This is a genomic window from Aminobacter aganoensis (assembly GCF_014206975.1).
GTDB classification, from domain to species: domain Bacteria; phylum Pseudomonadota; class Alphaproteobacteria; order Rhizobiales; family Rhizobiaceae; genus Aminobacter; species Aminobacter aganoensis.
This window is the reverse complement of record NZ_JACHOU010000007.1, coordinates 50,697-76,602: the sequence shown is the minus strand read 5'-3', so window position 1 is coordinate 76,602 and position 25,906 is coordinate 50,697. Positions and strand designations below refer to the sequence as shown.

Sequence of the window (25,906 nt, the reverse complement as noted above, 5' to 3'; positions counted from 1 at the left end):
GTTCCCCTGGGCGGTGAAGATGGACCTTTCCGCCTTGCGGCGTCAACGGCACCAGTTCCCGCTTCTTTTATGCTCCCATTACGGCACTTGCAGCGTTGTTATGCAAGTGTATAAATATTTGCCGGAGCCGGGGTCGGCCGTTTTTTCCAGATGAAGCGAAGGTGGACATGGCAGTCGCCGCGCGGAGAAAATTCCGCCGAGAAGGCGAGGAGCGTCGGCGGCAGGACCTGATCGAGGCGACGCTCGACTGTGTCGCCGAACACGGCCTGCAGGGCGCGACTGTGCGGGCGATAGCCTTGCGCGCCGGCGTCACGGCAGGCCTGATCCGCCACTATTTTCCGGGCAAGGAAGAGCTTCTGCAGGCAGCCTACGTCACCGTCATGGAGCGCATGACGGAGTTGGCCAAGACTGCGCTTGCGACCGTCGAGCATGAACCCGGGCGGCGGCTCGCCGCCTTCGTCGCGGCGAACCTTGCACCACCGGTGGTCGACACCGGGACATTCTCGATCTGGGCGAGCTTCATCGGCCGGGCGGGCTCCGACCCGGCGCTGGGCATTGCCCACCGGGCCGGCTACCTCGGCTTTCGCGACGAGGTCGAGACGCTTGTCGCGGACGCCCTTGCAAGCTCCGGACGGCATGCGAGCCCGGCGGAATTGCGCCGCCTGGCGATTGCCGTCAACGCCGTCATCGACGGGCTTTGGCTCGAGGGTTGCCTCGCCGGCGACATGTTCGAGACAGGCGAACTGGCCGAGATCGGCATCGGCTCGGTGGAAGCGATGCTCGGCCTGCGATTGCGCGGTGAAAGGGAGGTGGCATGACGACGGTCGGCGAAGCTCTGATCGAGCTGCTCGAGGCGCATGGCGTCGATACCGTGTTCGGCATTCCGGGCGTGCACACCATCGAGCTCTATCGCGGGCTGGCGCGGTCGAACATCCGCCACGTCACGCCGCGCCACGAGCAGGGTGCCGGTTTCATGGCCGACGGTTATGCCCGCGCCTCGGGCCGACCGGGTGTCGCCTTTGTCATCACCGGACCGGGGCTCACCAATACCATCACCGCCATGGCCCAGGCTCGCGCCGATTCGGTGCCGATGCTTGTGATTTCGGGCGTCAACGGCCTGCCTTCCCTGGGCAAGGGGCTGGGCTACCTGCACGAGCTGCCTGACCAGCGCGGCATGATGGAGAAGGTGGCGCTGTCGTCGCGGCGGGTGAGCGAGGCAGCCGAACTGCCTGGCGCCATTGCCAGGGCATTCGAGATGTTTGTGTCGCGGCGGCCGGGGCCGGTGCACATCGAGGTTCCGCTCGACGTCATGGGCAAGCCGGCGGAAGGGCTGGTGCCTTTGCCCAAGCGCGCGACGGCACCCGTTCCGAGCGAGCGCGCGCTCGCCGAAGCAAGGCCCCTGGTCAACGCCGCGAACCGGCCGCTGATCCTCGCCGGCGGCGGGGCGCGACGGGCCGAGGCCGAACTCGCGGTGCTGGCCGAAAGGCTCGACGCGCCGGTCGTCACCACCGCCAACGGCCGCGGGCTGATGCACGGGCATCGGCTCGCCGTGCCGGCGAGCCCGAGCCTCAAGGCGGTGCGGGCGCTGATGGCGGATGCCGACCTGGTGATCGCCGTCGGCACCGAGTTCGGCCCGACCGACTACGACATGTATGGCGATGGCGGCTTTGTGCTGCCGAAGACCATGATCCGCATCGACATCGACGAGATGCAGCTTGGCCGACGTCCGGCGGCGGTTTCGATCCTTGCCGATGCCGGCGCCGCGCTTGCGCGTCTGGGCGCCGACATTGGCAACGCGCGCCAGGCCGGCGGCGCCGCACGCGCCAAGGCGACGCGGGAAGGCGCCTGGACTGAAATCGGCCCGGCGATGCAGGCGCAGGTTCGTGCGGTGGAGGTTATTCGCGACGCCCTGCCGGGCGCGATCATCGTCGGCGATTCGACCCAGCCGGTCTATGCCGCCAATCTCTGTTATGACCACGACCGGCCGGGCGGCTGGTTCAATGCGGCGACCGGCTACGGTGCGCTCGGCTATGGCCCGGCGGCGGCGATCGGGGCTGCATTGGCGGTGCCAGATGCGCCGGTGGTGTGCCTGAGCGGCGACGGCGGGTTCCAGTTCACCTTGCCGGAACTGGGCGCGGCGCTCGATGCGAATGCGCCCGTCATCTTCGTCGTCTGGAACAACCGCGGCTATCGCGAGATCGAAACTTCGATGCTCGATGCCGGCTTGGAGCCCGTGGGCGTTTCGCCGGTGCCGCCGGACTTCCTGCTGATCGCCCAGGCCTATGGGCTTCGGGCCGAGCGCCTGCGGGATGTCGGCGCGCTCGGCAGCGCATTGAAAAAGGCGCGCTCGACGGGAAAGCCCTGTCTGATAGAAGTTTCCGTCGAATAGGGTCGCGCGTCGCGGCCTGTCGCGGGAGTTGACCATGATCAAGAGTTTCGAAGGCCGCCATGTCGTTGTGTCAGGCGCCACCGGTGCGCTGGGCGCAGCGGTGGCAAGCTACCTGCTTGGCGAAGGCGCCATCTGCCATTTGCCGATCAGCCGGCCCGAAGCGCCCGCCGGTTTCGAATTCGCCGGCAAGGATCGCGTCCACATCGCCACCGGCGTGGACCTGACCGATGCAAAGGCCGTCGATGCCTTCTACGGCGCCATTCCCGGCCTCTGGGCCTCGATCCATTCTGCCGGTGGCTTCGACATGGGGTCGATCGAAACCGTCGATGCCGACCAGTTCGGCAAGATGATGGACATCAACGCCAGGACCGCCTTCCTCTGCTGCCGCGCGGCGGCCCGCGCGATGCTCGCCGGCAAGGCCGGTGGCCGCATCGTCAACGTCTCGGCGCGGGCAGGCATCGAGCCGCGCAAGGGCGGCGGCATGGCGGCCTATGCGGCCAGCAAGGCAGCCGTCGCGGCGCTGACCGTGGCCTTGGCCGAAGAACTGAAGGGCGCCGACATCCTGGTCAATGCGGTTGCGCCTTCAACCCTCGACACCAGGGCCAACCGCGACGCCATGCCCAAGGCGGATTTCGCCAAGTGGGTCAGCCTCGAAGCAGCGGCGACCGCGATTGCGCAGCTTGCCTCGCCGGCCAATCTGGTCACAAGCGGCACGGTGGCCGCGATCTACGGGCGCGCATAAGGGCTCGCCTGGGCGCGGCCCTGCGTCGCCGTCGAGCGATTCCTAGCGCGTCAGGCCGCCATTCGGCACGCCGAGCAATTTTGCCGGCAGGTAGATGACCAGCGAGGCGGCGCCCTGGATGACCGAAGTGCCGTCGGCCAGGATGGTCTCGGCCGGCGCGCCTTCGCCCCTTTCGGTGACGTCGTTCATCAGTCCGCCCTTCGCCGTCAGCGCCATCAGCGTCGGCGAGCTGGCGAAAACACCGTGGCTGCCGCCGTCGAGATTGGACGTGTCGAGCACGGTGATGTTCGCGGCCTGGAGGGTGGCGACATCGGCGCCGGAGCCGACGCGCGGATGGCCGCCGGTCAGTCCGCCCGACAGGTTGAGCGCCTTGTCGCGGGTCGACACGAGAATGGTGAACGGGCTCGGCAGGTCGTCGATGTCACGCAACTGGCTCTGGAAGACGTCCATGTCGATGTCGGGTGCTGCCAACACGAGCCCATTGATGCGGCCGATATATTTGTCGCGGCCGCTGAGCGACAGGCTGCGCAACGCCTCCATCACGACATAGCTGCCCATCGAATGCCCGACCAGCACGATGCGCTTGGCCCTGGTGCGCGCGGCGATCTCGATGGTGTCGGCGAGGCCGTCGCGGCTGTAGGCGGCGCTGTCGCGATCATAGACATAGAGCGGCAGCGACCCGGCCGACGGCCAGGCATAGTGCAGCGCCACCGCCTTGACCTTGTAGTCGTGGACGATCTGGGCGTTGCGGAAGATGCTGTCGGCGAAATTGTTGTTGTAGCCGTGCACGAAGATGAAGATCTCGCGCTCGGCCTCGGGGCGTCGCATCAGGTCGGCATCGAGCGCGGCGACGAACTCAGCCTTCTCGTCATAGGGCTGGAAGGTGCGGGCGACGAAATTGCGAGCCGGGCTGGGCGCGCGGCTGGCGCTCTCCACCTCGCCGGCGGCGTGCGTCTTGGGAATGCCGATCTCGAACTTGGCGAAGTTGAGCTGCTTGGCGCGTTCGGCCGAATAGGGCAGCGACAGGTCTTTCGAACGGGCCCGCATGGTCGAGACATAGATCGGCACGACAGCGGCCGAATCGCCTTCCTTGCCGTCGCCGAGGCCGAGAACGGCGCGCCCGCCGCAACCGGATAGCACCACGAGCACAAGAAAGAAGGTCAGAAAACGCAACTTGGTCATGGGCCGGGCTCGGGACGCGGGACAGGGCTTCGCGGACTTAAGAGCAGCAAATCCCGGCCGCGGCAACCTCGGAGGCGCCGAACGCAGGCGGCCCGGAAGCATTCGGAGGCGCCGTGAAGCATTCCGGCATCACTTCCGGCCCACCGGCTGCAAAGAAAAACCCCGCCGGATCGCTCCGGCGGGGTTCTTCAGTTCACGACAATGAGCGAATGGCTCAGTTGTTGCGGTTCTTCAGGGCTGCGCCCAGGATGTCGCCGAGCGAAGCGCCGGAGTCGGTCGAGCCGTACTGAGCGACTGCTTCCTTCTCTTCGGCGATTTCCAGCGCCTTGATCGAGACCTGCAGCTTGCGGGTCTTCTTGTCGAAGGCGATGATGCGGGCGTCCACCTTCTGGCCGACGACGAAGCGCTCGGGGCGCTGCTCGTCACGGTCACGCGACAGGTCGGAACGCTTGATGAAGGTCTCGATGCCGCTCTCGACGAGACGGACTTCGAGGCCACCATCCTTGATCGCGATCACTTCGCAGGTGACGACGGCGTTTTTGCGCAGTTCGCCCGAGGTCGCGGCTTCAGTGACGGTGTCACGGCCGAGCTGCTTGATGCCGAGCGAGATGCGCTCCTTGTCGATGTCGACGTCGAGGACCTGAGCCTTGACCATGTCGCCACGGTTGTACTCTTCGATGACCTGCTCGCCCGGACGGTTCCAGTCGAGGTCGGAGAGGTGCACCATGCCGTCCACGTCGCCGTCGAGGCCGATGAACAGGCCGAATTCGGTCTTGTTCTTGACCTCGCCTTCGACCTGCGAACCAGCCGGGTGGTTGCGGGCGAAAGCCTCCCACGGGTTCTCAAGCGTCTGCTTGAGGCCGAGCGAGATGCGGCGCTTGGCCGGATCGACTTCGAGCACGACGACGTCGACCTGCTGGGTGGTCGACAGGATCTTGCCGGGGTGCACGTTCTTCTTGGTCCACGACATTTCCGAAACGTGGATGAGGCCTTCGATGCCCGGCTCGAGCTCGACGAACGCACCGTAGTCGGTGATGTTCGTGACGGTGCCGGTGATCTTCTTGCCGATCGGGAACTTGGTGCCGATGTCCGACCACGGATCCGACTCGAGCTGCTTCATGCCGAGCGAGATGCGGTGGGTTTCCTGGTTGATGCGGATGATCTGCACCTTGACCGACTGACCAATGTTGAGGATTTCGGTCGGGTGGTTGACGCGGCGCCATGCCATGTCGGTGACATGCAGCAGGCCGTCGATGCCGCCGAGGTCGACGAACGCACCGTAGTCGGTGATGTTCTTGACCACGCCCTCGACAACCTGGCCCTCTTCGAGATTCTGCACGATCTCGGAGCGCTGCTCTGCACGGCTCTCTTCGAGAACGGTACGGCGCGAAACGACGATGTTGCCGCGACGGCGATCCATCTTGAGGATCTCGAAGGGCTGCGGGTTGTGCATGAGCGGGGTGACGTCGCGGATCGGACGGATGTCGACCTGCGAACGCGGCAGGAAGGCAACGGCGCCGTCGAGATCGACGGTGAAGCCGCCCTTGACCTGGTTGAAGATGACGCCTTCGACGCGCTCACCCTTGGTGAACTTCTCTTCGAGCTTGACCCAGCTCTCTTCGCGGCGAGCCTTGTCGCGCGACAGCATGGCTTCGCCAAGTGCGTTTTCGATGCGCTCGACATAGACCTCGACGGTGTCGCCGACCTTGAGCGAGCCGTCCTTGGCCTTGGCGCCGAATTCCTTCAGCGGAACGCGACCCTCGACCTTCAGGCCGACGTCGATGATGGCCATGTCTTTTTCGATGGCCGTGACGATACCCTTGACGACCTGGCCTTCGCCCGAATGACCGTCCGAGAAGGACTCTTCGAGCAGGCTCGCGAAATCGTCGCGGGAGGGATTAGCTTGTGACATTGGATCTCCTGGTGCGTCCCGCCTTGCGGGAGCGGCGCCGTGGGTTAGCGTTGCGTTGGCCTGCCTGCATTCCGGGCTGAAAGCCCTTGGCCGCCTGAAGCGGCAAATCGGCGCAAGAAGAATGCTGGCAGGTCGGTTAAGTGGCGAAACCCCTGGGGGCTCAGCCTGTTCTCAGCTTCCGAGGACCCGATCGACGATGTCCCTGGCTGCAGAAAACGCGGCTTCTATATCCATTTCCGACGTATCGAGCAAGTGCGCGTCGTCGGCGGGCCTCAAAGGCGAGTCGGCGCGGCCGGTGTCGCGCTCGTCGCGGCGCTCGATATCGGCCAGGATGCCGGCGAAATCGGCGGTGCCGCCATTGGCCTCGATCTCGGCGAGGCGGCGCTGGGCCCGCACCTCGGCGCTGGCCGTGACGTACAGCTTCACGTCGGCGTCGGGGCAGACGACGGTGCCGATGTCGCGGCCGTCGAGCACCGCCCCTTGCGGCGAGCGCGCGAACTGGCGCTGCTTTTCGACCAGGATCTTCCGCACGTCGGGGATCACGGCAACCCTCGATGCCGCTTCGCCGACAGCGTGCGCCGACAGCACCTTGCGGTCGAGATGGCCGAGATCGACGAGCTTCGCCGCCTCGATGGCGTGCGCGACGTCGTCGAGCGGCCAGCCCTTGTCGATCAGCATGTGGGCGACGGCGCGGTAGGTCAGCCCGGTGTCGAGCAGCGCGAGGTGGTAATAATCCGCCAGGCGCCGCGCCAGCGTGCCCTTGCCGGCGCCGGCGGGGCCGTCGATGGCGATGGTGATGGTGTCGGGCATTTCTCGCGCGCTCTGCATTTCAGATGCTGCGCATCAGGCCGCCGTCGACCCGCAGGCTCTGGCCGGTAATGTAGCCGGCACCATCCGAAGTCAGGAACGCGATGGTGGCGGCGATCTCTTCCGACGTGCCGTAGCGCTGCATGGGCACGCCGTCGCGGCGCTCGTCGGTCTGCGGCAGGCTGTCGATCCAGCCCGGCAGCACGTTGTTCATGCGCACATTGTGGGGGGCATACTGGTCGGCGAAGAGCTTGGTGTAGGCGCTGAGCGCTGCACGCGCGACCGCCGAGGTCGGGAACATCGCCGCCGGTTCGCTCACCCAGGCGGTCGAGATATTGACGATGGCGCCGCCCTTCTGGGCAACCATGATCGGCGCCACCAGGCGCGTCGCGCGCACGACGTTCATGAAATAGACGTCGATACCGGTGTGCCACTGCTCGTCGGTGATCTCCAGCAGCGGCGCACGCGGGCCATGCCCGGCGCCGTTGACCAGCGCGTCGATGCGGCCCCACTTGCCCATGGTCAGGTCGACGAAGCGCTTGAGGTCGTCATTCGACTGGTTGGAGCCGGTGAAGCCCAGCCCGCCGAGTTCCTTGGCCAGCGCCTCGCCCTTGCCCGACGAGGACAGGACGGCGACCTGATAGCCGTCGGCCGCCAGCTTCTTCGCCGCCGCAGCGCCCATGCCGCTGCCGCCGCCGACGATCATCGCTACCTTGGTGGTCATGCCGTTCTCCTTTCGGGGTGTCAGCTCAGGCCGGGGACTGGTCGATCTCCGCCCCGAGATCGGCCATCAGACCCATGAATTCGGGGAAGCTGGTGGCGATCATCGCCTGGTCGTCGACGGTGACGGGCTTTTCCGAGGCCAGCCCCATGACCAGGAAGCTCATGGCGATGCGGTGGTCGAGATGGGTCTTGACCGTGCCGCCGCCGAGGCCCTTGCCGCCGGGGACGCCGCGCACCGAAAGGGTGATTTCGCCTTCGGTGCAATCGACGCCATTGGCTTCGAGCCCGCGGGCCACCGCCGCCAGCCGGTCTGATTCCTTGACGCGCAATTCTTCTAGCCCCTGCATCAGGGTTTCGCCCTCGGCGAAGCAGGCGGCGACCGCGAGCACCGGATATTCGTCGATCATCGACGGCGCGCGGTCGGCCGGCACCTTGACGCCCTTGAGCTCCGAGCCGCGCACGCGCAGGTCGGCCACGTCCTCGCCGCCGGCATTGCGCGGGTTGAGGATGTCGATCTTGCCGCCCATTTCGATCAGCGTGGTGATCAGCCCGGTACGCGTCGGGTTCATCAGCACGTTTTCGATGATGATGTCGGAGCCCGGCACGATCAGCGCTGCGACCAGCGGGAAGCCGGCCGAGGACGGATCGCCCGGCACGGCGATGACCTGGCCGGTCAGCTTGCCCTGGCCTTCGATGAAGATGTGGCGCACGCCCTGCTCGTCGGTCTCGACCTCGATGTTGGCGCCAAAGCCCTTCAGCATCTTCTCGGTGTGGTCGCGCGTCATCACCGGCTCGATGACGGTGGTGATTCCTGGCGTGTTGAGGCCGGCGAGCAGCACCGCCGACTTCACCTGCGCCGAGGCCATCGGCACGCGATAGGTGATGGGGGCGGCCTGGCGCGGGCCGCGCAGCGTCAGCGGCATGCGGTCGCCGGGCGCGGCGTCGATCACCTGCACGCCCATCTGGCGCAGCGGGTCGAGCACGCGGCCCATCGGCCGGCCCGACAGCGAGGCGTCGCCGATGAAGGTTGTTGCCATGTCGTAGGTGCCGACCAGGCCCATGGTCAGGCGCGAACCGGTGCCGGCATTGCCGAAGTCGAGCGGCGCTTCGGCCTGCAGCAGGGCGCCGTTGCCGGTGCCGGTGATGATCCATTCCGCGCCGCGCTTTTCGATATGCGCGCCCATCGCCTTCATGGCGTCGCCGGTGCGCATCACGTCTTCGCCCTCGAGCAGGCCGGTGATGCGGGTTTCGCCCGAGGCGAGGCCGCCGAACATGAAGGAGCGGTGCGAAATCGACTTGTCGCCCGGAACGCGGGCGGTTCCAGACAGAGATTTCGACTTCCGGGCGACGGCCGGCTGTGGCACAGCTTGATGCGACATGGTGGTTCCTCATGCGGGATGACCACGAAACCGGGCTTTTCCCAAGATTGCGGCGGTGTCGTAGCATCGATTGCAGCAGCGGTCATCCCCATTTGCCCGGCTTGGGGATTTGGCTTTGACAGCGCCACAAACTGCGGTTAAGGGGACCAAAATCGAGAAAAAGAGGCCTGACGTGGCAAAATCCGAGCTTGGCACAAAGCGTATCGACCCGGAGACGGGTCGCAAATTCTACGACCTGAACAAAGACCCGATCGTTTCGCCGTATACCGGCAAGAGCTATCCGCGCTCCTACTTCGATGATGGCAAGGCCTCGGCCATGCAGGAAGAGGATGAGGAAGTCGAAGCCAAGGAGCTCGACTCCGAGGAAGAAGGCGCCGAAGTCGTGTCCCTGGAGGACGCCGACGAAGAGGCCAAGGGCGGTGGCGACGATCTGCCGGATCTCGACGACGACGACGATGTCGACCTCGGTGACGACGATGACGATACCTTCCTCGCCGACGAGGAAGAGGAAGACGACGACGTTTCCGACATGATCGGCGTCGGCGACGACGAAGACGAGATCTGACACGCCTTTTCGGGAAACCGAAAAAAGGTTTCGATCAAGGCTTGCCAAGGGTCGAATGCGGCGCTAGAAGCCGCCAACAAATGCGGCGCGGATGACAAATTCGCGCCGACATTCGCCGGAAACGGCACCGGTCTAGGCCGGGTGTGGGGCCATAGCTCAGCTGGGAGAGCGCCTGCATGGCATGCAGGAGGTCAGCGGTTCGATCCCGCTTGGCTCCACCAAATCACCTTCATGAAGATGTCCACCGAAAGCGGCCCGCAAGGCCGCTTTGTTGTTTTCGGCTCTCGGTTGAAGATAGGTCTGCCACAGCGCCCGGCCAGTCTGCCCCGGCTACCAGGTGATGTTGGACAGCTGCAGCCATGGCGGGTTGTCGGCATACATTTCCCGGATCAGTTCCTTGATCGCGTCGATGCGGCCCGAGCGGTCGTTGCGCCGGTAGCTCATGATCACCGGCGACGTTGCCTTTTCGTCGGACAGGATGCGGTAGCAGACATCGTCGGGGCGCTGGCGCTGCGAGGCCGCCGGAACGATGCACAGGCCCGCCGCCGCGGCCACCAGGCCGAGCGCGGTCTGTATCTCGCGCACCTCCTCGACGATGCCGGGCTCGACATTGAGCTCCGCGAACAGCCCGAGCACCTCGTCGGCGAAGCTCGGTCGCGGCTTCGAGGGATAGATCACCAGGGTCTCGCCCTCGATGTCCTTGAGGGCGATCGGCGCGGTCGAAAGCGATTTCGGGTGGTTCTTCGGGAAGGCGACGACCAGCCGCTCCTCGCGCAGCGTGATCCGCTCGACATCGGGGTCGCTGAGCCGGACGCGGCCGAAGCCGAGATCGATGCGCCCGTCCTTCAGCGCGGCGATCTGCTCGACCGACATCATCTCGCGAAACTCGATGCCGAGTTCCGGCCAGCGCACCCGCATGCGGCGGACAAGGTCGGGGATGCCGCTGTAGAGCGTCGAGCCGACGCAGCCGATGATGAAGATCTCGCGCCGCGACAGCGCGATGCGACGCGTCTGCTCGCGGATATGCTCCATCCGGGTGATCATCTGGCTCGCCTGCTCATAAAAGAACCGGCCTGCCTCGGTCAGCGCCAGCGGCCGACTTGACCGGTCGATCAGCACGGCGCCCAGGCTCTCCTCGAGCTGCTGGATCTGTCGGCTGAGCGGCGGTTGCGCGATGTGCAGGACCTCGGCGGCCCTGGAAAAATTGCGCTCGCGTGCGACGGCGACGAAGTAGCGAAGCTGGCGCATGTCCATGACACTATACCTTCCAGGTATCGAAATCGACCGAGATAGTCTTGGACTGTTTGTCGGCTCAAAGCTAGCGTTTGCCTAGGAAGTTCGGAGGAAAGTTCCGTGAATTCTGGCATTCGCATCATCGAAATCGATACCATCCTGCTCGATGTGCCGACCATTCGGCCGCACGCGCTGTCGATGGTGACGATGAGCGGCCAGACGATGATGATCGTCAGGCTGCGCTGCTCCGACGAGGTTTCGGGGCTCGGCGAAGGCACCACGATCGGCGGTCTCGCCTATGGGGCCGAAAGCCCCGAAAGCATGAAGCTCGCCATCGACCAGTACATCGCGCCCCTGCTCATCGGCGCCGACGCGACCCGCGTCGGGCTTGCCATGGACAAGGTCAATGCGGCCGTGAAGGGCAACCACTTCGCCAAATGCGCGGTCGAGACGGCACTTCTGGATGCGCAGGCACGCCGCCTTGGCCTGCCGCTGTCGGAACTGCTCGGGGGGGCCAGGCGCGACAGCCTGCCGGTGGCCTGGACGCTCGCTTCGGGTGACACCGCCAAGGACATCGAAGAGGCTCAGCGCATGCTGGAAGCCCGCCGCCACAAGGATTTCAAGCTCAAGATCGGCAAGCGCCCGGTCGACCAGGATGTTGCCCATGTCGCGGCCATCCGCAAGGCGCTGCCGGACCTCGCCAGCGTCCGCGTCGACGTCAACATGGCCTGGCGCGAACGTGAAGCCGCCCACGGCATTGCCGCACTTGCGGATGCAGGTTGCGTGCTGGTCGAGCAGCCCGTCGCGGGTGTCGAGCCGCTGGCCCGGCTGCAGGCGAAGTCGCGCATCGCGCTGATGGCCGACGAGATCCTGACCGGGCCCGAAAGTGCCCTGGCAGCAGCGTCGAAGCACGCTGGCGACGTGTTCTCCGTCAAGATCGAGCAGGCCGGCGGCCTGTTTGCGGCATCGAAGGTGATCTCGGTCGCCGAAGCGGCAGGCATCGCCGTCTATGGCGGCACCATGCTCGAGGGACCGATCGGTACGATCGCTGCGGCGCATCTGTTTGCCGGCGTTCGCAGCCTCGAATGGGGCACCGAATTGTTCGGGCCGCTGCTGCTGACCGAGGAATTGCTGACCGAGCCGCTCGGCTACGCCGATTTCGAACTCGAGGTTCCCACCGGGCCCGGCCTGGGAATCGAACTGGACGACGCGGCTGTGAGCCGCTTCCGCCGCGACCGGACCGCTGCGTCCGCGTCCCTGCGCGTGGTGAGGTGACGTCATGCTGTTTCATGTCGAGATGACCGTCGAGCTGCCGCATGACCTGCCTGCCGGAGTGGCGGACAGGCTGAAGGCGACGGAGAAGGCACGGGCAGAGGAACTGCAGCGAAACGGCAAGTGGCGCCATCTCTGGCGCGTTGCCGGGCGCTACGCCAATGTCAGCATTTTCGATGTCAGGGGGCCGGGCGAACTGCACGAAATCCTGTCCGGGCTGCCGCTGTTCCCGTTCATGAAGATCGAAGTGAAGGCGCTCTGCCGCCACGGGTCGGCGATCGCCGACGACGGCGCCTAGGCGCCGGCAGGTGCTCCCTTCCGCGCAGGCAGAGCGGGAGCAAGGGAGCGGGTTCTAGTCAACGCGCAGAAATGCGAGCCAGAAAGGGAGGTTCCCATGTCCAGCAAGCTCATTGAAAAGTCCGTCATCGCCGATCTCGCCAGCCGCGCCAGCGGTCTTGACCAGCCGGGCGGCGACCAGCGCCTGAAGACCGTTGCCAACCGGCTGCTCGGCGACCTGTTCACCGCCATCGACGATCTCGACATCAGCATGAACGAGGTCTGGTCCGCGGTCGCCTATCTCGGCCAGGCCGCGCGCAACAACGAACTCGGCCTGATCGCCCCGGGCATCGGCCTCGAGCATTTCCTCGACCTGCGCCTCGACGAGGCCGAGCGCCGCGCCGGTCTTGCCGGCGGCACCGCGCGCACCATCGAAGGACCGCTCTACATCGCCGGCGCGCCGCTTTCCAAGGGCACCGCACGCCTCGACGACGGTTCCGACAAGGGCGAGGTCGTGTTCATGCAGGGCCAGGTCCGCGACCAGAACGGCAAGCCCGTCGCCGATGCCATCGTCGACGTCTGGCATGCCAACACGCGCGGCAACTATTCGCATTTCGACCCCCAGCAGGCCGCCTACAACCTGCGCCGCCGCATCCAGACCGACGCCGAGGGGCGCTACAGCTTCCGCTCGATCATGCCGAGCGGCTACGCCACGCCTCCGGGCGGCTCGACCGAACAGCTGATGTTCGCTTTCGGCCGCCACGGCCATCGTCCGGCGCACATCCACTTCTTCGTTTCGGCGCCCGGCTACCGCCACCTGACGACGCAGATCAACATCGAAGGCGACGAATACCTGTTCGAGGATTTCGCCTTCGGCACGCGCAACGACCTGATCCCGCCGGTTGCCCGCGTCAGCGACCCCAAGGTGCTGGCCGAGCGCCAGGTGCAGGAGCCTTTCGCCTCCATCGATTTCGACTTCGTGCTGATGCCTCAGGTGGAAGGCGTGACGGACACCGTGGTCGAGCGCGAGCGCGTTTCGGCCTGACGGCAGCAACCGGCGCGCCGTGCGGGAGGCGGCGCGCGAAGCCCTTGTGGAGGATTTCAAGATGCTGGATTCAAACGCCAATCGGCACATCGAGGAAACGCTCGAGGCTGCCGTGGTCGACGACCCCGCCACCGGCGCCTACCGCTGCCGGCGGGACATCTTCACCGATCCCGACCTGTTCGAGCTCGAGATGCGGCACATCTGGGAAGGCAACTGGGTCTATCTCGCCCATGAAAGCCAGATCCCGAACGCCAACGACTTCCTGACCGGCCACATCGGCCGCCAGCCCATCGTCATCTCGCGCGACCGCAAGGGCGAGCTTCACTGCTTCCTCAACGCCTGCTCGCATCGCGGCGCCATGGTGTGCCGCCACAAGCGCGGCAACAAGAGCACCTACACCTGCCCGTTCCACGGCTGGACCTTCTCCAACAGCGGCAAGCTGCTCAAGGCCAAGGACCCCGACGGCGCCGGCTATCCCGAGCAGTTCAACAAGAACGGTTCGCACGACCTGACCAAGGTGGCCCGCTTCGAGAACTATCGCGGCTTCCTGTTCGGCAGCCTGAATGCCGACGTGCTGCCGCTCGAACAGCATCTCGGCGAGGCCGCCAGGATCATCGACATGATCGTCGACCAGTCACCCGACGGGCTGGAAGTGCTGCGCGGCGGCTCGACCTATGTCTATGACGGCAACTGGAAGCTGCAGACCGAGAACGGCGCCGACGGCTATCACGTCTCGTCCGTGCACTGGAACTATGCGGCGACGACAAACCATCGCAAGGACGCGCTGGCGGCCGCCGCCGGCGTCGACGTCACCCGCGCCATGGACGCCTCGTCCTGGGCCAAGCAGGGCGGCGGCTTCTACTCCTTCGAGCACGGTCATCTGCTGCTCTGGACCCGCTGGAGCAACCCGGAGGACCGGCCGCTGGCCGAGAAGCGCGGCGAGTTGACCGAGAAGTTCGGCCAGTCCTGGGCCGACTGGATGATCGACCGCTCGCGCAACCTGTGCCTCTACCCCAACGTCTACCTGATGGATCAGTTCTCCTCGCAGATCCGCATGTACCGGCCCATCTCGGTCGACAAGACCGAGGTCACCATCTACTGCATCGCGCCCAAGGGCGAGGGGGCTGAGGCGCGCGCCCGCCGCATCCGCCAGTACGAGGATTTCTTCAACGCGTCGGGCATGGCGACGCCCGACGATCTCGAGGAGTTCCGCTCCTGCCAGATCGGCTACCAGGCGCGGCAGGCGGCGTGGAACGACCTCAGCCGCGGTGCCGCCCACTGGATCGAGGGCGCCGACGAAGGCGCCAAGGCGATCGGCCTCAAGCCGCGGCTCTCCGGCGCCAAGACCGAGGACGAAGGACTGTTCGTGATCCAGCACAAATACTGGAAGGAAACGCTGGAGAAGGCGGTCGGCAAGGATCCGACCGGCTGACCCGCGACTGATCCTGGCGAGCCCGGCTCGCCGCCTTTCAAGCATCAAGCCCGCACGGCGCGGACCGAGCCCGGTCTGCGGAAGGAGACGTCATGACCATTTCACGCCAAGAGGTGGAAGAGTTCCTCTATCGCGAGGCCCGTTTTCTCGACGACAGGCAGTGGGACGAGTGGCTCGCGCTCTACGCTCCGCATGCCGAGTTCTGGATGCCGTCCTGGGACGACGACGAAACGCTCGTCGAGGACCCGCAGACCGAAATCTCGCTGATGTACTACCCGACCAAGCAGGGGCTGGAGGACCGCATCTTCCGCATCCGCACCGAGCGCTCCAGCGCCACCAGCCTGCCGGAGCCGCGCACCATCCACCACATCTCCAATGTCGAGATCCTGGAGCAGGACGCGGAGAAGCTCGAGGTTCGCTTCAATTGGCTGACCTTCAACTTCCGCTACAAGACCACCGATTCCTACTACGGCGCCTCCTTCTACACGCTGGAGACCGGCGACGACGGGCTGAAGATCGCCCGCAAGAAGGTCGTGCTGACCAACGACTACATCCACCACGTCATCGACATCTACCACGTCTGACAGGCCAGGGAGGATCGGGCCATGGCACACAGGATCGCTTTGAATTTCGAAGACGGCGTCACCCGCTTCATCGAATGCGACGGCAATGAGGTCGTGGCCGATGCAGCCTATCGCGCCCGCCTCAACATCCCGATGGATTGCCGCGACGGCGCCTGCGGCACCTGCAAGAGCAAGTGCGAATCAGGCCGCTTCAGGATGGGCGACTACATCGAGGACGCGCTGACCGAGGACGAGGCGTCGGAAGGCTTCGTGCTGACCTGCCAGCTGCGGCCCGACAGCGACTGCGTCATCAGCATTCCGGCGACGTCGGCGCTGTGCAAGAGCGGGCCGGCGGTGTTCGAGGCCGAACTCGCCGACGTGCGCCAGCTCTCCGAAACGACCATCGGCTTCACCGTCGCGCTCGAGCAGCCCGACGCGCTGAGCTTCCTGCCCGGCCAGTACATGCAGGTCTCGGTGCCGGGCACGGCCGAGAGCCGCGCCTATTCGTTCTCCACCTGCATCTCGGGTGGCCGCGCCGGCTTCCTGGTCCGCAACATCCCCGGCGGGCTGATGTCGACCTACCTGTCCAGCCAGGCGGCCTCGGGCGACCGGCTGACGTTGCGTGGACCGGTGGGCGCCTTCTACCTGCGCGAGATCCGCCGGCCGACGCTGTTCCTCGCCGGCGGCACCGGCCTCGCGCCCTTCCTCGCGATGCTCGAACATCTGGAAGAGCAGGGCGGCCCCGCCCACCCAGTCAGGCTCGTCTACGGCGTCACCCGCGACGTCGACATGGTCGAGGTCGAAAAGCTCGAGCGCTTCGCCGGGGCGATGGAGGATTTCACCTTCGACGTCTGCGTTTCCGACAAGGCGAGCACGCATAGCCTGACTGGTTTCGTCACCGACCACTTCGGCGCCGCCGACCTCAACGACGGCGAGGCCGACGTCTATCTCTGCGGCCCGCCGCCGATGGTCGACGCCGTCAAGGCGCATTTCGACAAGATCGGCGTGAAGCCGGCCGCCTTCTACCACGAGAAATTCGTAGCCGCGGAGGCCGCATCGTGACGGATCGAATGAAACGCTTCGCCGGCAAGGCGATGGTCGTCACCGGGGCCGCGCAAGGTATCGGTCGCCAGGTGGCGATCGAAGCTGGGGCCGAGGGCGCCGCTGTGGCGCTGGTCGACCGCTCGGACCTGGTCAGGGAAGCCGCGGCCGAGATCGTCGCCAGCGGTGGCAAGGCAATTGCGATCCTGGCCGACCTCGAAAGCTGGCAGGGCGCGTCAGGCGCGATCCACGAGGCGCGCGCAGCCCTCGGGCGGGTCGACGTGCTGGTCAACAATGTCGGCGGCGCGATCTGGATGCGGCCGTTCGAATATTTCGACGAGACGCAGATCGAGGCGGAGGTCCGCCGCTCGCTGTTTCCGACCATGTGGTGCTGTCGCGCCGTGCTCCCGTTGATGATCGAGGCCGGCGGCGGGGCCATCGTCAACGTCTCGTCGATCGCCACGCGCGGCATCAACCGCGTGCCCTATTCGGCTTCGAAAGGCGCGGTCAACGCGCTGACGGTGGCGCTTGCCATGGAGAACGCCGAGCGCGGCATCCGCGTCAATGCCGTGGCGCCTGGCGGCACCGAGGCGCCGGTGCGCCGCATCCCGCGCAACACCTCGGCCCAGGACGAACGTGACGCGGCCTGGATGCAGGAGGTGGTCGACCAGACCAAGGCCACCAGCTTCATGAAGCGCTACGGCACGCTCGCTGAACAGACCAGCGCCATCCTGTTCATGGCCTCGGATGAGGCCTCCTACCTCACCGGCACAATCCTGCCGGTGGGCGGCGGCGACAGCGGCTGAAGCTGCGCCGCGGGGGCAGGCGTGCCCCTGCCCGGACAAACCAACGGAGTGCGGCGGGAACTCGCCGGACCAAACAGCAAGTTCCCACAGGAGGAATAGACGTGCGAACCACGACACTGGATATCCGGCAAGTGCTGGACGAGCGGCCGGTGAGCAGCCTGCAATTGCGGGTCTTCTTCCTGTGCTTTCTCGTCGCGCTGCTTGACGGCTTCGACACCCAGGCCATCGCCTACACCGGCCCGGCCATCGCCAAGGCGTTCGGCATGTCGCCAGGCGACATGACCTACATCTTCATTTCCGGCACGCTGGGCATGGCGCTGGGCGCCATGGGTCTCGGCATGATCGGCGACCGCATCGGCCGCCGTGTCGCCATCCTCGGCTCGATCGTGCTGTTCGGCGTCTTTTCTCTGGCCATCGCCTTTGCCCAGTCGCCCACCCAGATCGTGGCGCTGCGCTTCCTGACCGGTCTCGGCATGGGCGGCGCGACGCCGGTCCTGCTGGCGATGGCTGCGGAATACAGCCCCTCGCGCCTGCGCGGTGCGGTGCTCACCGGCGTGCTTCTCGGCCTGCCGGCCGGGGCCATGGTCGGCGGCGTGCTCGCCGCCGGCTGGATGCCGGTCATCGGCTGGCAGGGCATCTACATCGTCGGCGGCGCGATCCCGCTGGTCGTGCTGCTGATCTGCCTCGCCTTCCTGCCGGAATCGGCGCAGTTCCTCGCTTCGCGCGGCCGGCCTGAAGACCTCTCCCGGGCCCGCAGGCTGGTCGCCCGCATCGCCGGCAAGCCCATCGCCGATGGCACGGTCTTCATGGTTCCGCCAGTGGCCGGCAAGGGTTCGGTCGCAGCCCTGTTCACGCCGGAGTACCGCACCAGTACGATCGCCATCTGGTCCATCTACCTGCTCAACTGGATCGCCTGGTTCATGTTCCTGCTGTGGCTGCCGACGGCCCTGACCGGCATGGGCCTCGACCAGCCGACCGCCGCGCTCGGAACGGTGATCGTCAACGCCGCCTTCATCGTCTTCGCCATTCCACTGTCGATCTTCCTGCCGCGCATCGACGTGCGCCGCACGCTGACGGTGATGTTCATGATCGGCATCGCGGTCTGCGCCGGGCTGGCCCTGGTGAACACCAGCTGGACCGTGGTCTTTGCGCTCGTCGCCCTGGCCGGGTTCGGCATCGGCGGCCAGCAGATCGCGCTGAACTACCTCATCTCCAGCACCTATCCGACCGAGCTGCGCGCCACCGGCACCGGCTGGGCAATCGGCATCGGCCGCACCGGCGCCATCGTCGGCTCGGCGGCGGGAGGCTGGCTGCTGCAGGCAGGCGGAACCAGCGGCTACTTCGCCGGTCTCGCCGTGCCGCTGGTCCTCGCCGCCGTCGCCGTGGTGCTGGTGCGCACGCGCCGGCAGGCACCGGTCGAGGCGTTTGCCGCGGGCCATTGAACCTTTTGGCCGGGGTTGGGCGCTGCCCGGCCCCGGTCGACAGCGGCTTCGGCCGCCGCGGGGAGGAGGCCTCGCGCGCAAGTGAGCAATGACGACAAAACGGAGGAGAAATGACATGACCATCATCAAGCCGACGACACGGACACTCGCCATGACGCGCCGGAGCTTTCTGGGCGCAACCGCAGCCGGCGCCACCGGCCTCGCCCTTGGCTTTCCCAGGCCGGCCATCGCCCAGGGCGCGCCGCTCAAGGTCGGGCTGATGCTGCCCTTCAGCGGCACCTACGCCAAGCTCGGGCAGTTCATCGAAAACGGCTTCAACCTCTATGTCGAGCAGAAGTCGGGCGTGCTCGGCGGCCGCAAGGTTGAGTTCATCCGCCTCGACGACGAGTCCAAGCCCGAGACCGCGACCGACAACATGAACAGGCTGGTCAGCCGCGACAAGGCCGACGTGGTCATCGGCACGGTGCATTCCGGGGTCGCCATGGCGATGGTCAAGGTGGCGCGCGACAGCGGCGTGCCGCTCATCATCCCGAATGCCGGCGCCGACGAGGCGACGGGCCCGCTCTGCGCGCCCAACATCTTCCGTACGTCCTTCTCCAACTGGCAGCCGGCGCATCCGATGGGCAAGGTCGTGTTCGACGAGGGACATCGCAACGTCGTCACCATCACCTGGCGCTACACCGCCGGGCAACAGATGGTGGGCGCCTTCGCCGAGGGCTTCGAGGCCGCCGGCGGCACGGTCGTCGATGCATTGACGGTGCCGTTCCCGGAAGTCGAGTTCCAGGCGCTGATCACCCGCATCGCCACGCTGAAGCCCGACGCGGTGTTCGCCTTCTTCGCCGGCGGCGGGGCGGTGAAGTTCGTCACCGACTATGCTGCCGCGGGCCTCAAGGGCAAGATCCCGCTCTACGGCACCGGCTTCCTGACCGACGGCACGCTGAAGGCGCAGGGCGACGCCGCCACCGGCATCCGCACCACGCTGCACTATGCCGACGATCTCGACACGCCCGCCAACAAGTCCTTCCTGTCGGCTTTCGAGGCCAAGACCGGCGAGACCGGCGACATCTACGCCGTCCAGGGTTTTGATGCCGCAGCCTTGCTGGAGGCCGGCCTCGGCGCCACCGACGGCAATGCTTCGGCGCGCGAGGCGCTGTTCGCGGCCATGGCGGGTGCGAAGATCGACAGCCCGCGCGGGCCGCTCAGCTTCTCGGCTGCGCACAATCCGATCCAGAACATCTACCTCCGCGAGGTCCGCGACGGGCGCAATGCCCTGGTCTCGGTTGCCGGCGAGGCGGTGCAGGATCCGGCGCGCGGCTGCCGCATGGCCTGAACGGCGGGCGCATAAGCGCCCGCTCCCCTCTCGGACACGGAGACAGTCATGGATATCGGCACCTTCGCCATCCAGCTCCTCAATGCCGTCCAGTACGGGCTCGTGCTGTTCCTCGTCGCCAGCGGCCTGACCCTGGTCTTCGGCATCCTCGGAGTGATCAACCTCGCCCACGGCGTCTTCTACATGCTCGGCGCCTATCTCGCCTGGTGGCTGACGGTCGCCACCGGCAATTTCGCCGTCGGCATCCTCGGCGCCTTCGCCATCAGCTTCGTCGTCGGGCTGGCACTGGAGAGCGTGTTCATCCGCAGGCTCTATGGCCGCGACCACCTCTCGCAGGTGCTGCTCAGCTTCGGCCTGATCCTCGTCGTCGACGAATTGCGCCAGATGCTGTTTGGTCGCGACGTACAGTCCGTGCCGCTGCCGGAATGGCTGTCGGGCTCGCTGCCGCTGACCGACGTGCTGAACTACCCGGTCTATCGGCTCGTCGTCAGCCTGCTGTGCCTGGCGGTGGCGGTAGCCATCTTCATGGTCATCCGCCGGACCCGAATCGGCATGGTGGTGCGCGCCGGCGCCGAGAACCGGGAAATGACCCGCGCGCTCGGCATCCCGTTCGACAGCGTCAACCGCTACGTCTTTGCCGTCGGCATTGCGCTCGCCGCACTCGCCGGCGCCGTCATCGCGCCGATCTCGACGGTGTTCCCCGGCATGGGCGACGGCATGCTCATCCTGTCCTTCGTGGTGGTGGTGCTGGGCGGCATCGGCTCGGTGCCGGGCGCTGCCATCGGCGCGCTGCTGATCGGCCTGATCGACACCTTCGGCAAGGTGTTCATGCCGGAACTCGCCGGCATCCTCGTCTACGTGCTGATGGCCGTTGTCCTGGTGGTTCGCCCCACCGGCATCCTCGGCAAGCGGGAGGTCTGAGATGCAACCCCTGTCTACACGCACCCACATTGCGCTGCTGGCGGCCGTCGTTGCGGCGGCAATACTTCCGGCGCTGGTGCCCGACTACTACGTCCAGTTCGCGGCCAAGGTGCTGATCCTCGGCACGCTGGCCATGGCGCTGAACCTCGCCGTCGGCTTCGGCGGGCTCGTCAGTCTCTGCCATGCCGCCTTCTTCGGCCTGGCCGGCTATGCGCTGGTGCTGGCCGCACCCGAATACGATGAGCCGTCGCTGTTGCTGACGCTGCCGCTTGCCGTTGGTGCCACCGTGCTCGTCGCGTTGGTCGTCGGCGTGCTGTCGCTGAGGACGCGCGGCGTCTACTTCATCATGGTGACGCTCGCCTTCGGCGAAATGCTGTTCTTCCTGTTCCATGACACCCCCATCGGCGGTGGCTCGGACGGGCTGTTCCTCTACGTCAAGCCGGTGCTGGCGTTCGGCGAGACGATCCTGCTCGACCTCGGCAATCCGGTGACATTCTACCTTGTCTCGCTGGCCGCGGCGGCAGGGACCTGGTGGCTGATCCGGCATCTGCTGTCGACGCCGTTCGGCGATGCCCTGACGGCCGCGCGCGACAACGAGCGGCGGGCGCTGGCGCTCGGCATCCCGGTGTTCCGGGTGCGCCTGATTGCCTTCGTGCTGTCCGCTGCCCTGGCAGGGCTTGCCGGCTATCTCTCGGCCGCCCAGTTCGGCTTTGTCGCGCCGCAGATGCTCGGCTGGCATCTCTCCGCCACCGCCCTGGTGATGGTCGTGCTCGGCGGCACGCGCCGCGTCGCCGGACCGCTTGCAGGCGCCCTGGTCGTGACCGGGCTCGAGGAGGTGCTGAAATATTTCATCGACGATTGGAAGCTCGTCTACGGCCTGATCGTCATCGCGCTGGTTCTGCTTGCACCCGGCGGCCTGCAGGACGTCGCAAGGCTGACGGGCCTCGGCAGGCGTGCGGGCACGCCGGCGCTCAAGCTGAAGGAGGCGAACAATGTCGGGTGACGTTCTCGAAGCCCGTGGCCTGGGCAAACGTTTCGGCGGGCTTGCCGCCTGCTCGGGCGTTTCCCTCAGCGTCCGCGAAGGCGAGGTCCATGCCGTCATCGGCCCCAACGGCGCTGGCAAGTCGACGCTCATCAACCTGCTGTCGGGCGACCTGCGGCCGACCGACGGTACCATCCTGCTCGATGGCCGCGACGTCACCGTCAGCGGCCCCGACCGGCGCTGCCGGGGCGGCATCGGCCGTTCCTACCAGAAGACGACGATCTTTCCCGAACGCACGGTGTTCGACAACGCCAGGCTGGCTGCCCAGGCGACACGGCCCGGCGCCCTTGCCATGCGCTGCGACGGCAAGCGCCGGTCCGACGTGCGCGAGGCGGCGCTTGCTGCGCTGGCCGAGGTCGGCCTCGAAGGCCGCGCCGACACCCCGGCCAGATCGATGAGCCATGGCGAACAGCGCCAGCTCGAAGTCGCCATGGTGCTGGCGACCGCGCCGCGGCTGGTCTTGCTTGACGAGCCGCTCGCCGGCATGGGGCACGCCGAGGCGCGCCGCATGACGGGGCTGATCGCGTCGCTGAAGGCGGGCCGGGGCATCCTGCTGGTCGAGCACGACATGGACGCGGTCTTTGCCATCGCCGACCGGCTCACCGTCATGGCCGACGGCAAGGTCATTGCCTCGGGCACGGTCGATGCCGTCCGGCGCGACCCGGTGGTGCGGGCCGCCTATCTCGGAGAAGCGGAGGACGTCGCATGAGCATGCTTCTGACAGTCGACCGGCTGGAGAGCTTCTACGGGCCGAGCCAGATCCTGCATGGCGTCAGCCTCGCCGTGCGCCCGGGCGAGCAGGTGGCGCTCATCGGCCGCAATGGCATGGGCAAGACCACATTGCTGCGCTCGCTGATGGGGCTGGTGCCGCGTGTCCAGGGCACGATCGACCTGAATGGCAGCTCGATCCGCGGCAGCAAGCCGGAAGCCATCTCGCTGGCCGGTGTCGCCTTCGTGCCCGAGGGGCGCGGCGTCTTCGGCTCGCTCTCGGTGATCGAAAATCTCGTCATGGCGTCGCGCGCCGGTCGCAACGGCAAGCGTAGCTGGACGCTGGACCGTGTGCTGTCGGTGTTTCCGCGCCTCGCCCAGCGTCGTGGCAATGGCGGCCACCAGCTCTCGGGCGGCGAGCAGCAGATGCTGACCATCGGGCGGGCGCTGATGACCAATCCGGAGATCATCCTCATCGACGAGGCGACCGAGGGACTGGCGCCCCTGGTGGCAGACGAGATCTGGAAGACGCTCGCCGTCATCCGCGGCGAAGGCATCGCCACCATCGTCGTCGACAAGGACATCAAGAACCTGTCGAAGGTCGCCGACCGCATGGTGGTGATGTCGAAGGGCGGCATCGAGTTCGACGGCACGCCCGCCGACCTGCTGGCCCAGCCCGAGCTGCTCGAACGCCATCTCGGCCTGCACTGAGGCACCCATCATGTCCTTCGCTAGAACCAACGGTGTCGTCCTCCACTATCGTCGCCTTGGCCGCAGCGCCGGGCCGAGGATCGTCTTCGCCAATTCGCTCGGCTCCGACCTGGCGATCTGGGACGATGTCGCCGACGAACTCGGCCGCGATTTCGACCTGCTCTTCTACGACAAGCGCGGTCACGGGCTGAGCGAGGTCGCGCCCGCGCCTCGCGGCATTGCCGACCACGCAGACGACCTTGCCGGCCTGCTCGACCATGTCGGCTGGGGCAGCGCGGCCGTCTGCGGGCTTTCCGTAGGCGGGCTGATCGCCATGGACATGGCGGTCCGCGCGCCGGAACGGGTGACCAGGCTGGTGCTTATGGATACGGCGGCCAGGATCGGCACGCCGGAGGCATGGAACGCCCGCATCGAGGCGGTGCTGCACCAAGGAGTGGCGGCCATCGGCGACCAGATCATGGAGCGCTGGTTTTCGTTCGCCTACCGCGACGCCGAACCCGACGCCTTCGCCGGCTGGCAGCGGATGCTTGAGCGCACTCCGGCCAAAGGATACGCCGACACCTGCAGGGCGCTGCGCGACGCCGACCTGACCGGCGCGATCGCAAGGATTGTTGCCCCGACGCTGGTCATCGCCGGCGACGAGGACCTGTCGACGCCGCCTGAACTTGTCGCCGACACGGCGCGGCGAATACCCGCAGCGGCCTTCCGCACCATTGCCGGTGCCGGCCATTTGCCGTGCATTGAGCGTCCGGGCGACGTGTCCGGCCTGCTGCGCGATTTTCTTTCCCAGCGGCTCCCCGCCGCCGAACAGGGCGGCCCAAGGCCGCGTGCATATGACAAGGAGCGACAAGATGGACGGCACAGTCTCTTCCGGTGAGCCCAGGCTGATCGGGCGCGAGCACCTCGACGGGATCGTCTATTCCGGCGGCTGGCAGCACGCCTCGCAGGCAGCCGACGTCATCGAGCCCGCGACCGGCTCCGTGCTCGGCCGCATCGGCATGGCATCCCCGGCCGATGTCGCTCAGGCATCGGCAACAGCGGCCAAGGCACAGCGCGACTGGGCTGCCGCGAGCTATGACACGCGGTCGGCGGTGATCCGCAAGGCGGCGGGCCTGCTCGAAGCGCACTTCGCCGACGTGGTCGGATGGCTGGTCCGGGAGAGCGGTTCGGCCCGTGGCAAGGCCGAATTCGAGACGCAGCTCAGCATCAAGGCGCTGAACGAGGCGGCAGCGCTCGCCTCGCAGCCACAGGGTCTCGTGCTGCCGTCGGAAGCCGGCCGGATGAACCTCGCACGCCGCCGTCCGCTCGGCGTCGTCGGCGTCATCTCGCCGTTCAACTTCCCGCTCTATCTCGCCATGCGCGCGGTGGCGCCGGCCCTCGCCGTCGGCAATGCGGTGGTGCTGAAGCCCGATCCGCGCACGGCGGTATGCGGCGGACTGGTGTTCGCCGCGCTGTTCGAAAAGGCCGGCCTGCCCGAGGGGCTCATCCACGTCCTGCCCGGTGCCGGCGATGCGGGCGCCGCGCTCGTCGCCGACCCGAACATCGCCATGATCCAGTTCACCGGCTCGACCAAGGCTGGCCGCATCGTCGGCGAGAACGCCAGCCGCCATCTCAAGAAGGTGTCGCTCGAGCTTGGCGGCAAGAACACGCTTGTCATCCTCAGGGATGCCGACCTCGACCTGGCGGTGAAGAACGCCGCCTGGGGCGCCTGGCTGCACCAGGGCCAGATCTGCATGTCGTCGGGCCGCATTCTCGTCGAGGCACCGATCTTCGAGGCGTTCATCGACGCACTGGCGAAGAAGGCAAAGAGCCTGCCCGTCGGCAACCCGGCGACCGACAATGTCGCGCTCGGTCCGATCATCAACAAGGCCCAGCTCGATCACATCGACAGGGTGGTGAAGACATCTGTCGAGCAGGGCGCGCAGCTCCTCGCAGGCGGCACCTATGAGAACCTGTTCTACGCACCGTCGGTGCTCGCTGGCGTCAAGCCGGGCATGGCCGCCTTCGAGGAGGAAATCTTCGGGCCCGTCGCCTGCGTCACCTCCTTCAGCGGCGACGACGAGGCGGTGGAACTCGCCAACCGCACCGAATACGGGCTGTCGGCCGCGGTGATCTCGCCCGACATCGGCCGCGCCATGGCGATCGGCGACCGGCTGCGCGCCGGCCTGCTGCACATCAACGACCAGACGGTCAACGACGAGGTGATCAACCCGTTCGGTGGCGTCGGCGCGTCGGGCAACGGCACCAGCATTGGCGGCCCGAGCAACATCGACGATTTCACCCAGTGGCAGTGGCTGACCATCCGCAACGCGCCGCCGGCCTATCCCTTCTGAGACGGCAGCGCGTTGGGGGCGCTCGCCGGCCCCTTCCACTGCGCAGTATCGA

At 66.7% G+C, this 25,906-nt stretch carries 25 protein-coding genes and 1 tRNA gene; 20 read left to right on the top strand and 6 right to left on the bottom strand.

Annotation, left to right across the window (positions count from 1 at the left end; all coding sequences use genetic code 11):
- Positions 1-167 precede the first annotated feature (167 nt).
- From GGR00_RS15470 to GGR00_RS15460, 3 genes are read left to right on the top strand one after another with little or no spacing between them, the layout of a single operon-like run.
- Positions 168-818 carry a TetR family transcriptional regulator C-terminal domain-containing protein gene (locus GGR00_RS15470; RefSeq protein WP_055982139.1) on the top strand — a complete coding sequence of 217 codons (651 nt, stop codon included), beginning with the start codon at positions 168-170 and terminating at the stop codon, positions 816-818.
- Positions 815-2,389 (top strand): 5-guanidino-2-oxopentanoate decarboxylase, encoded by a 1,575-nt coding sequence (locus GGR00_RS15465; protein ID WP_184699924.1) that lies wholly within the window; start codon positions 815-817, stop codon positions 2,387-2,389. Before GGR00_RS15470 ends, GGR00_RS15465 begins: the two co-directional genes overlap by 4 nt.
- 34 nt (positions 2,390-2,423) lie before the next feature.
- Positions 2,424-3,131 (top strand): SDR family NAD(P)-dependent oxidoreductase, encoded by a 708-nt coding sequence (locus GGR00_RS15460; protein WP_184699923.1) that lies wholly within the window; start codon positions 2,424-2,426, stop codon positions 3,129-3,131.
- Between the two features lie 42 nt (positions 3,132-3,173).
- On the opposite strand, the gene GGR00_RS15455 is transcribed toward GGR00_RS15460, so the two are convergent.
- The 5 genes from GGR00_RS15455 to aroA all read right to left on the bottom strand — a co-directional run bounded on the left by GGR00_RS15455 (position 3,174) and on the right by aroA (position 9,134).
- A complete protein-coding gene (locus tag GGR00_RS15455; RefSeq protein WP_055982149.1) occupies positions 3,174-4,313 on the bottom strand; it encodes an alpha/beta hydrolase in 1,140 nt (379 codons plus the stop codon).
- Positions 4,314-4,527: 214 nt separating this feature from the next.
- Positions 4,528-6,225 carry a 30S ribosomal protein S1 gene (rpsA, locus tag GGR00_RS15450; protein WP_055982150.1) on the bottom strand — a complete coding sequence of 566 codons (1,698 nt, stop codon included), beginning with the start codon at positions 6,223-6,225 and terminating at the stop codon, positions 4,528-4,530.
- 171 nt (positions 6,226-6,396) lie between these two features.
- The gene (cmk, locus tag GGR00_RS15445; RefSeq protein WP_184699922.1) at positions 6,397-7,035 is read right to left on the bottom strand and encodes a (d)CMP kinase; all 639 of its coding nucleotides are present in this window, start codon (positions 7,033-7,035) and stop codon (positions 6,397-6,399) included.
- A gap of 19 nt (positions 7,036-7,054) precedes the next feature.
- Entirely contained in the window at positions 7,055-7,756 is a 702-nt protein-coding gene (locus GGR00_RS15440) for an SDR family oxidoreductase (protein WP_184699921.1), read from the bottom strand.
- A 25-nt stretch (positions 7,757-7,781) separates the two neighbouring features.
- Complete coding sequence (aroA, locus tag GGR00_RS15435) at positions 7,782-9,134, bottom strand: 3-phosphoshikimate 1-carboxyvinyltransferase (RefSeq protein WP_184699920.1); 1,353 nt, start codon at positions 9,132-9,134, stop codon at positions 7,782-7,784.
- Positions 9,135-9,306: 172 nt separating this feature from the next.
- Between aroA and GGR00_RS15430 the strand changes: the two genes are divergently transcribed.
- Both GGR00_RS15430 and GGR00_RS15425 read left to right on the top strand, forming a co-directional pair.
- Complete coding sequence (locus GGR00_RS15430) at positions 9,307-9,699, top strand: TIGR02300 family protein (protein WP_055982162.1); 393 nt, start codon at positions 9,307-9,309, stop codon at positions 9,697-9,699.
- 145 nt (positions 9,700-9,844) lie between these two features.
- Positions 9,845-9,920, top strand: a tRNA-Ala gene (locus GGR00_RS15425).
- A 109-nt stretch (positions 9,921-10,029) separates the two neighbouring features.
- Here GGR00_RS15425 and GGR00_RS15420 read toward each other — a convergent pair.
- Positions 10,030-10,953 (bottom strand): LysR family transcriptional regulator, encoded by a 924-nt coding sequence (locus tag GGR00_RS15420; RefSeq protein WP_055982165.1) that lies wholly within the window; start codon positions 10,951-10,953, stop codon positions 10,030-10,032.
- Positions 10,954-11,052: 99 nt separating this feature from the next.
- Here GGR00_RS15420 and GGR00_RS15415 point away from each other — a divergent pair, with 99 nt between their 5' ends.
- The 15 genes from GGR00_RS15415 to GGR00_RS15345 all read left to right on the top strand — a co-directional run bounded on the left by GGR00_RS15415 (position 11,053) and on the right by GGR00_RS15345 (position 25,854).
- Positions 11,053-12,207 carry a muconate/chloromuconate family cycloisomerase gene (locus GGR00_RS15415; RefSeq protein WP_184699919.1) on the top strand — a complete coding sequence of 385 codons (1,155 nt, stop codon included), beginning with the start codon at positions 11,053-11,055 and terminating at the stop codon, positions 12,205-12,207.
- Positions 12,208-12,211: 4 nt separating this feature from the next.
- The gene (gene catC, locus GGR00_RS15410; protein WP_184699918.1) at positions 12,212-12,502 is read left to right on the top strand and encodes a muconolactone Delta-isomerase; all 291 of its coding nucleotides are present in this window, start codon (positions 12,212-12,214) and stop codon (positions 12,500-12,502) included.
- Between the two features lie 96 nt (positions 12,503-12,598).
- Positions 12,599-13,525 (top strand): catechol 1,2-dioxygenase, encoded by a 927-nt coding sequence (catA, locus tag GGR00_RS15405; RefSeq protein ID WP_184699917.1) that lies wholly within the window; start codon positions 12,599-12,601, stop codon positions 13,523-13,525.
- 61 nt (positions 13,526-13,586) lie between these two features.
- Entirely contained in the window at positions 13,587-14,957 is a 1,371-nt protein-coding gene (benA, locus tag GGR00_RS15400; protein ID WP_184699916.1) for a benzoate 1,2-dioxygenase large subunit, read from the top strand.
- A 92-nt stretch (positions 14,958-15,049) separates the two neighbouring features.
- Positions 15,050-15,541, top strand: coding sequence for a benzoate 1,2-dioxygenase small subunit (benB, locus tag GGR00_RS15395; protein WP_184699915.1), 492 nt, complete (start codon positions 15,050-15,052; stop codon positions 15,539-15,541).
- A 21-nt stretch (positions 15,542-15,562) separates the two neighbouring features.
- Positions 15,563-16,582: a benzoate 1,2-dioxygenase electron transfer component BenC gene (gene benC, locus GGR00_RS15390; protein ID WP_184699914.1), complete on the top strand. Its 1,020-nt coding sequence runs from the start codon at positions 15,563-15,565 to the stop codon at positions 16,580-16,582.
- Positions 16,583-16,590: 8 nt separating this feature from the next.
- Entirely contained in the window at positions 16,591-17,367 is a 777-nt protein-coding gene (gene benD, locus GGR00_RS15385) for a benzoate diol dehydrogenase BenD (RefSeq protein WP_184699985.1), read from the top strand.
- Between the two features lie 101 nt (positions 17,368-17,468).
- The gene (locus tag GGR00_RS15380) at positions 17,469-18,809 is read left to right on the top strand and encodes an MFS transporter (RefSeq protein ID WP_184699913.1); all 1,341 of its coding nucleotides are present in this window, start codon (positions 17,469-17,471) and stop codon (positions 18,807-18,809) included.
- Positions 18,810-18,924: 115 nt separating this feature from the next.
- Positions 18,925-20,139 (top strand): ABC transporter substrate-binding protein, encoded by a 1,215-nt coding sequence (locus tag GGR00_RS15375; protein WP_184699912.1) that lies wholly within the window; start codon positions 18,925-18,927, stop codon positions 20,137-20,139.
- Between the two features lie 48 nt (positions 20,140-20,187).
- Positions 20,188-21,060: a branched-chain amino acid ABC transporter permease gene (locus tag GGR00_RS15370; RefSeq protein ID WP_184699911.1), complete on the top strand. Its 873-nt coding sequence runs from the start codon at positions 20,188-20,190 to the stop codon at positions 21,058-21,060.
- Position 21,061: 1 nt separating this feature from the next.
- The gene (locus GGR00_RS15365; protein ID WP_184699910.1) at positions 21,062-22,063 is read left to right on the top strand and encodes a branched-chain amino acid ABC transporter permease; all 1,002 of its coding nucleotides are present in this window, start codon (positions 21,062-21,064) and stop codon (positions 22,061-22,063) included.
- Positions 22,053-22,811, top strand: coding sequence for an ABC transporter ATP-binding protein (locus GGR00_RS15360; protein ID WP_184699909.1), 759 nt, complete (start codon positions 22,053-22,055; stop codon positions 22,809-22,811). The genes GGR00_RS15365 and GGR00_RS15360 overlap by 11 nt, the downstream gene beginning before the upstream one ends.
- Positions 22,808-23,521 carry an ABC transporter ATP-binding protein gene (locus GGR00_RS15355; RefSeq protein WP_184699908.1) on the top strand — a complete coding sequence of 238 codons (714 nt, stop codon included), beginning with the start codon at positions 22,808-22,810 and terminating at the stop codon, positions 23,519-23,521. Before GGR00_RS15360 ends, GGR00_RS15355 begins: the two co-directional genes overlap by 4 nt.
- A 10-nt stretch (positions 23,522-23,531) precedes the next feature.
- Entirely contained in the window at positions 23,532-24,398 is an 867-nt protein-coding gene (gene pcaD, locus GGR00_RS15350; RefSeq protein ID WP_184699907.1) for a 3-oxoadipate enol-lactonase, read from the top strand.
- Positions 24,373-25,854, top strand: a complete 1,482-nt coding sequence (locus GGR00_RS15345; protein WP_184699906.1) for a benzaldehyde dehydrogenase — start codon at positions 24,373-24,375, stop codon at positions 25,852-25,854. The genes pcaD and GGR00_RS15345 overlap by 26 nt, the downstream gene beginning before the upstream one ends.
- Positions 25,855-25,906: the final 52 nt, after the last annotated feature.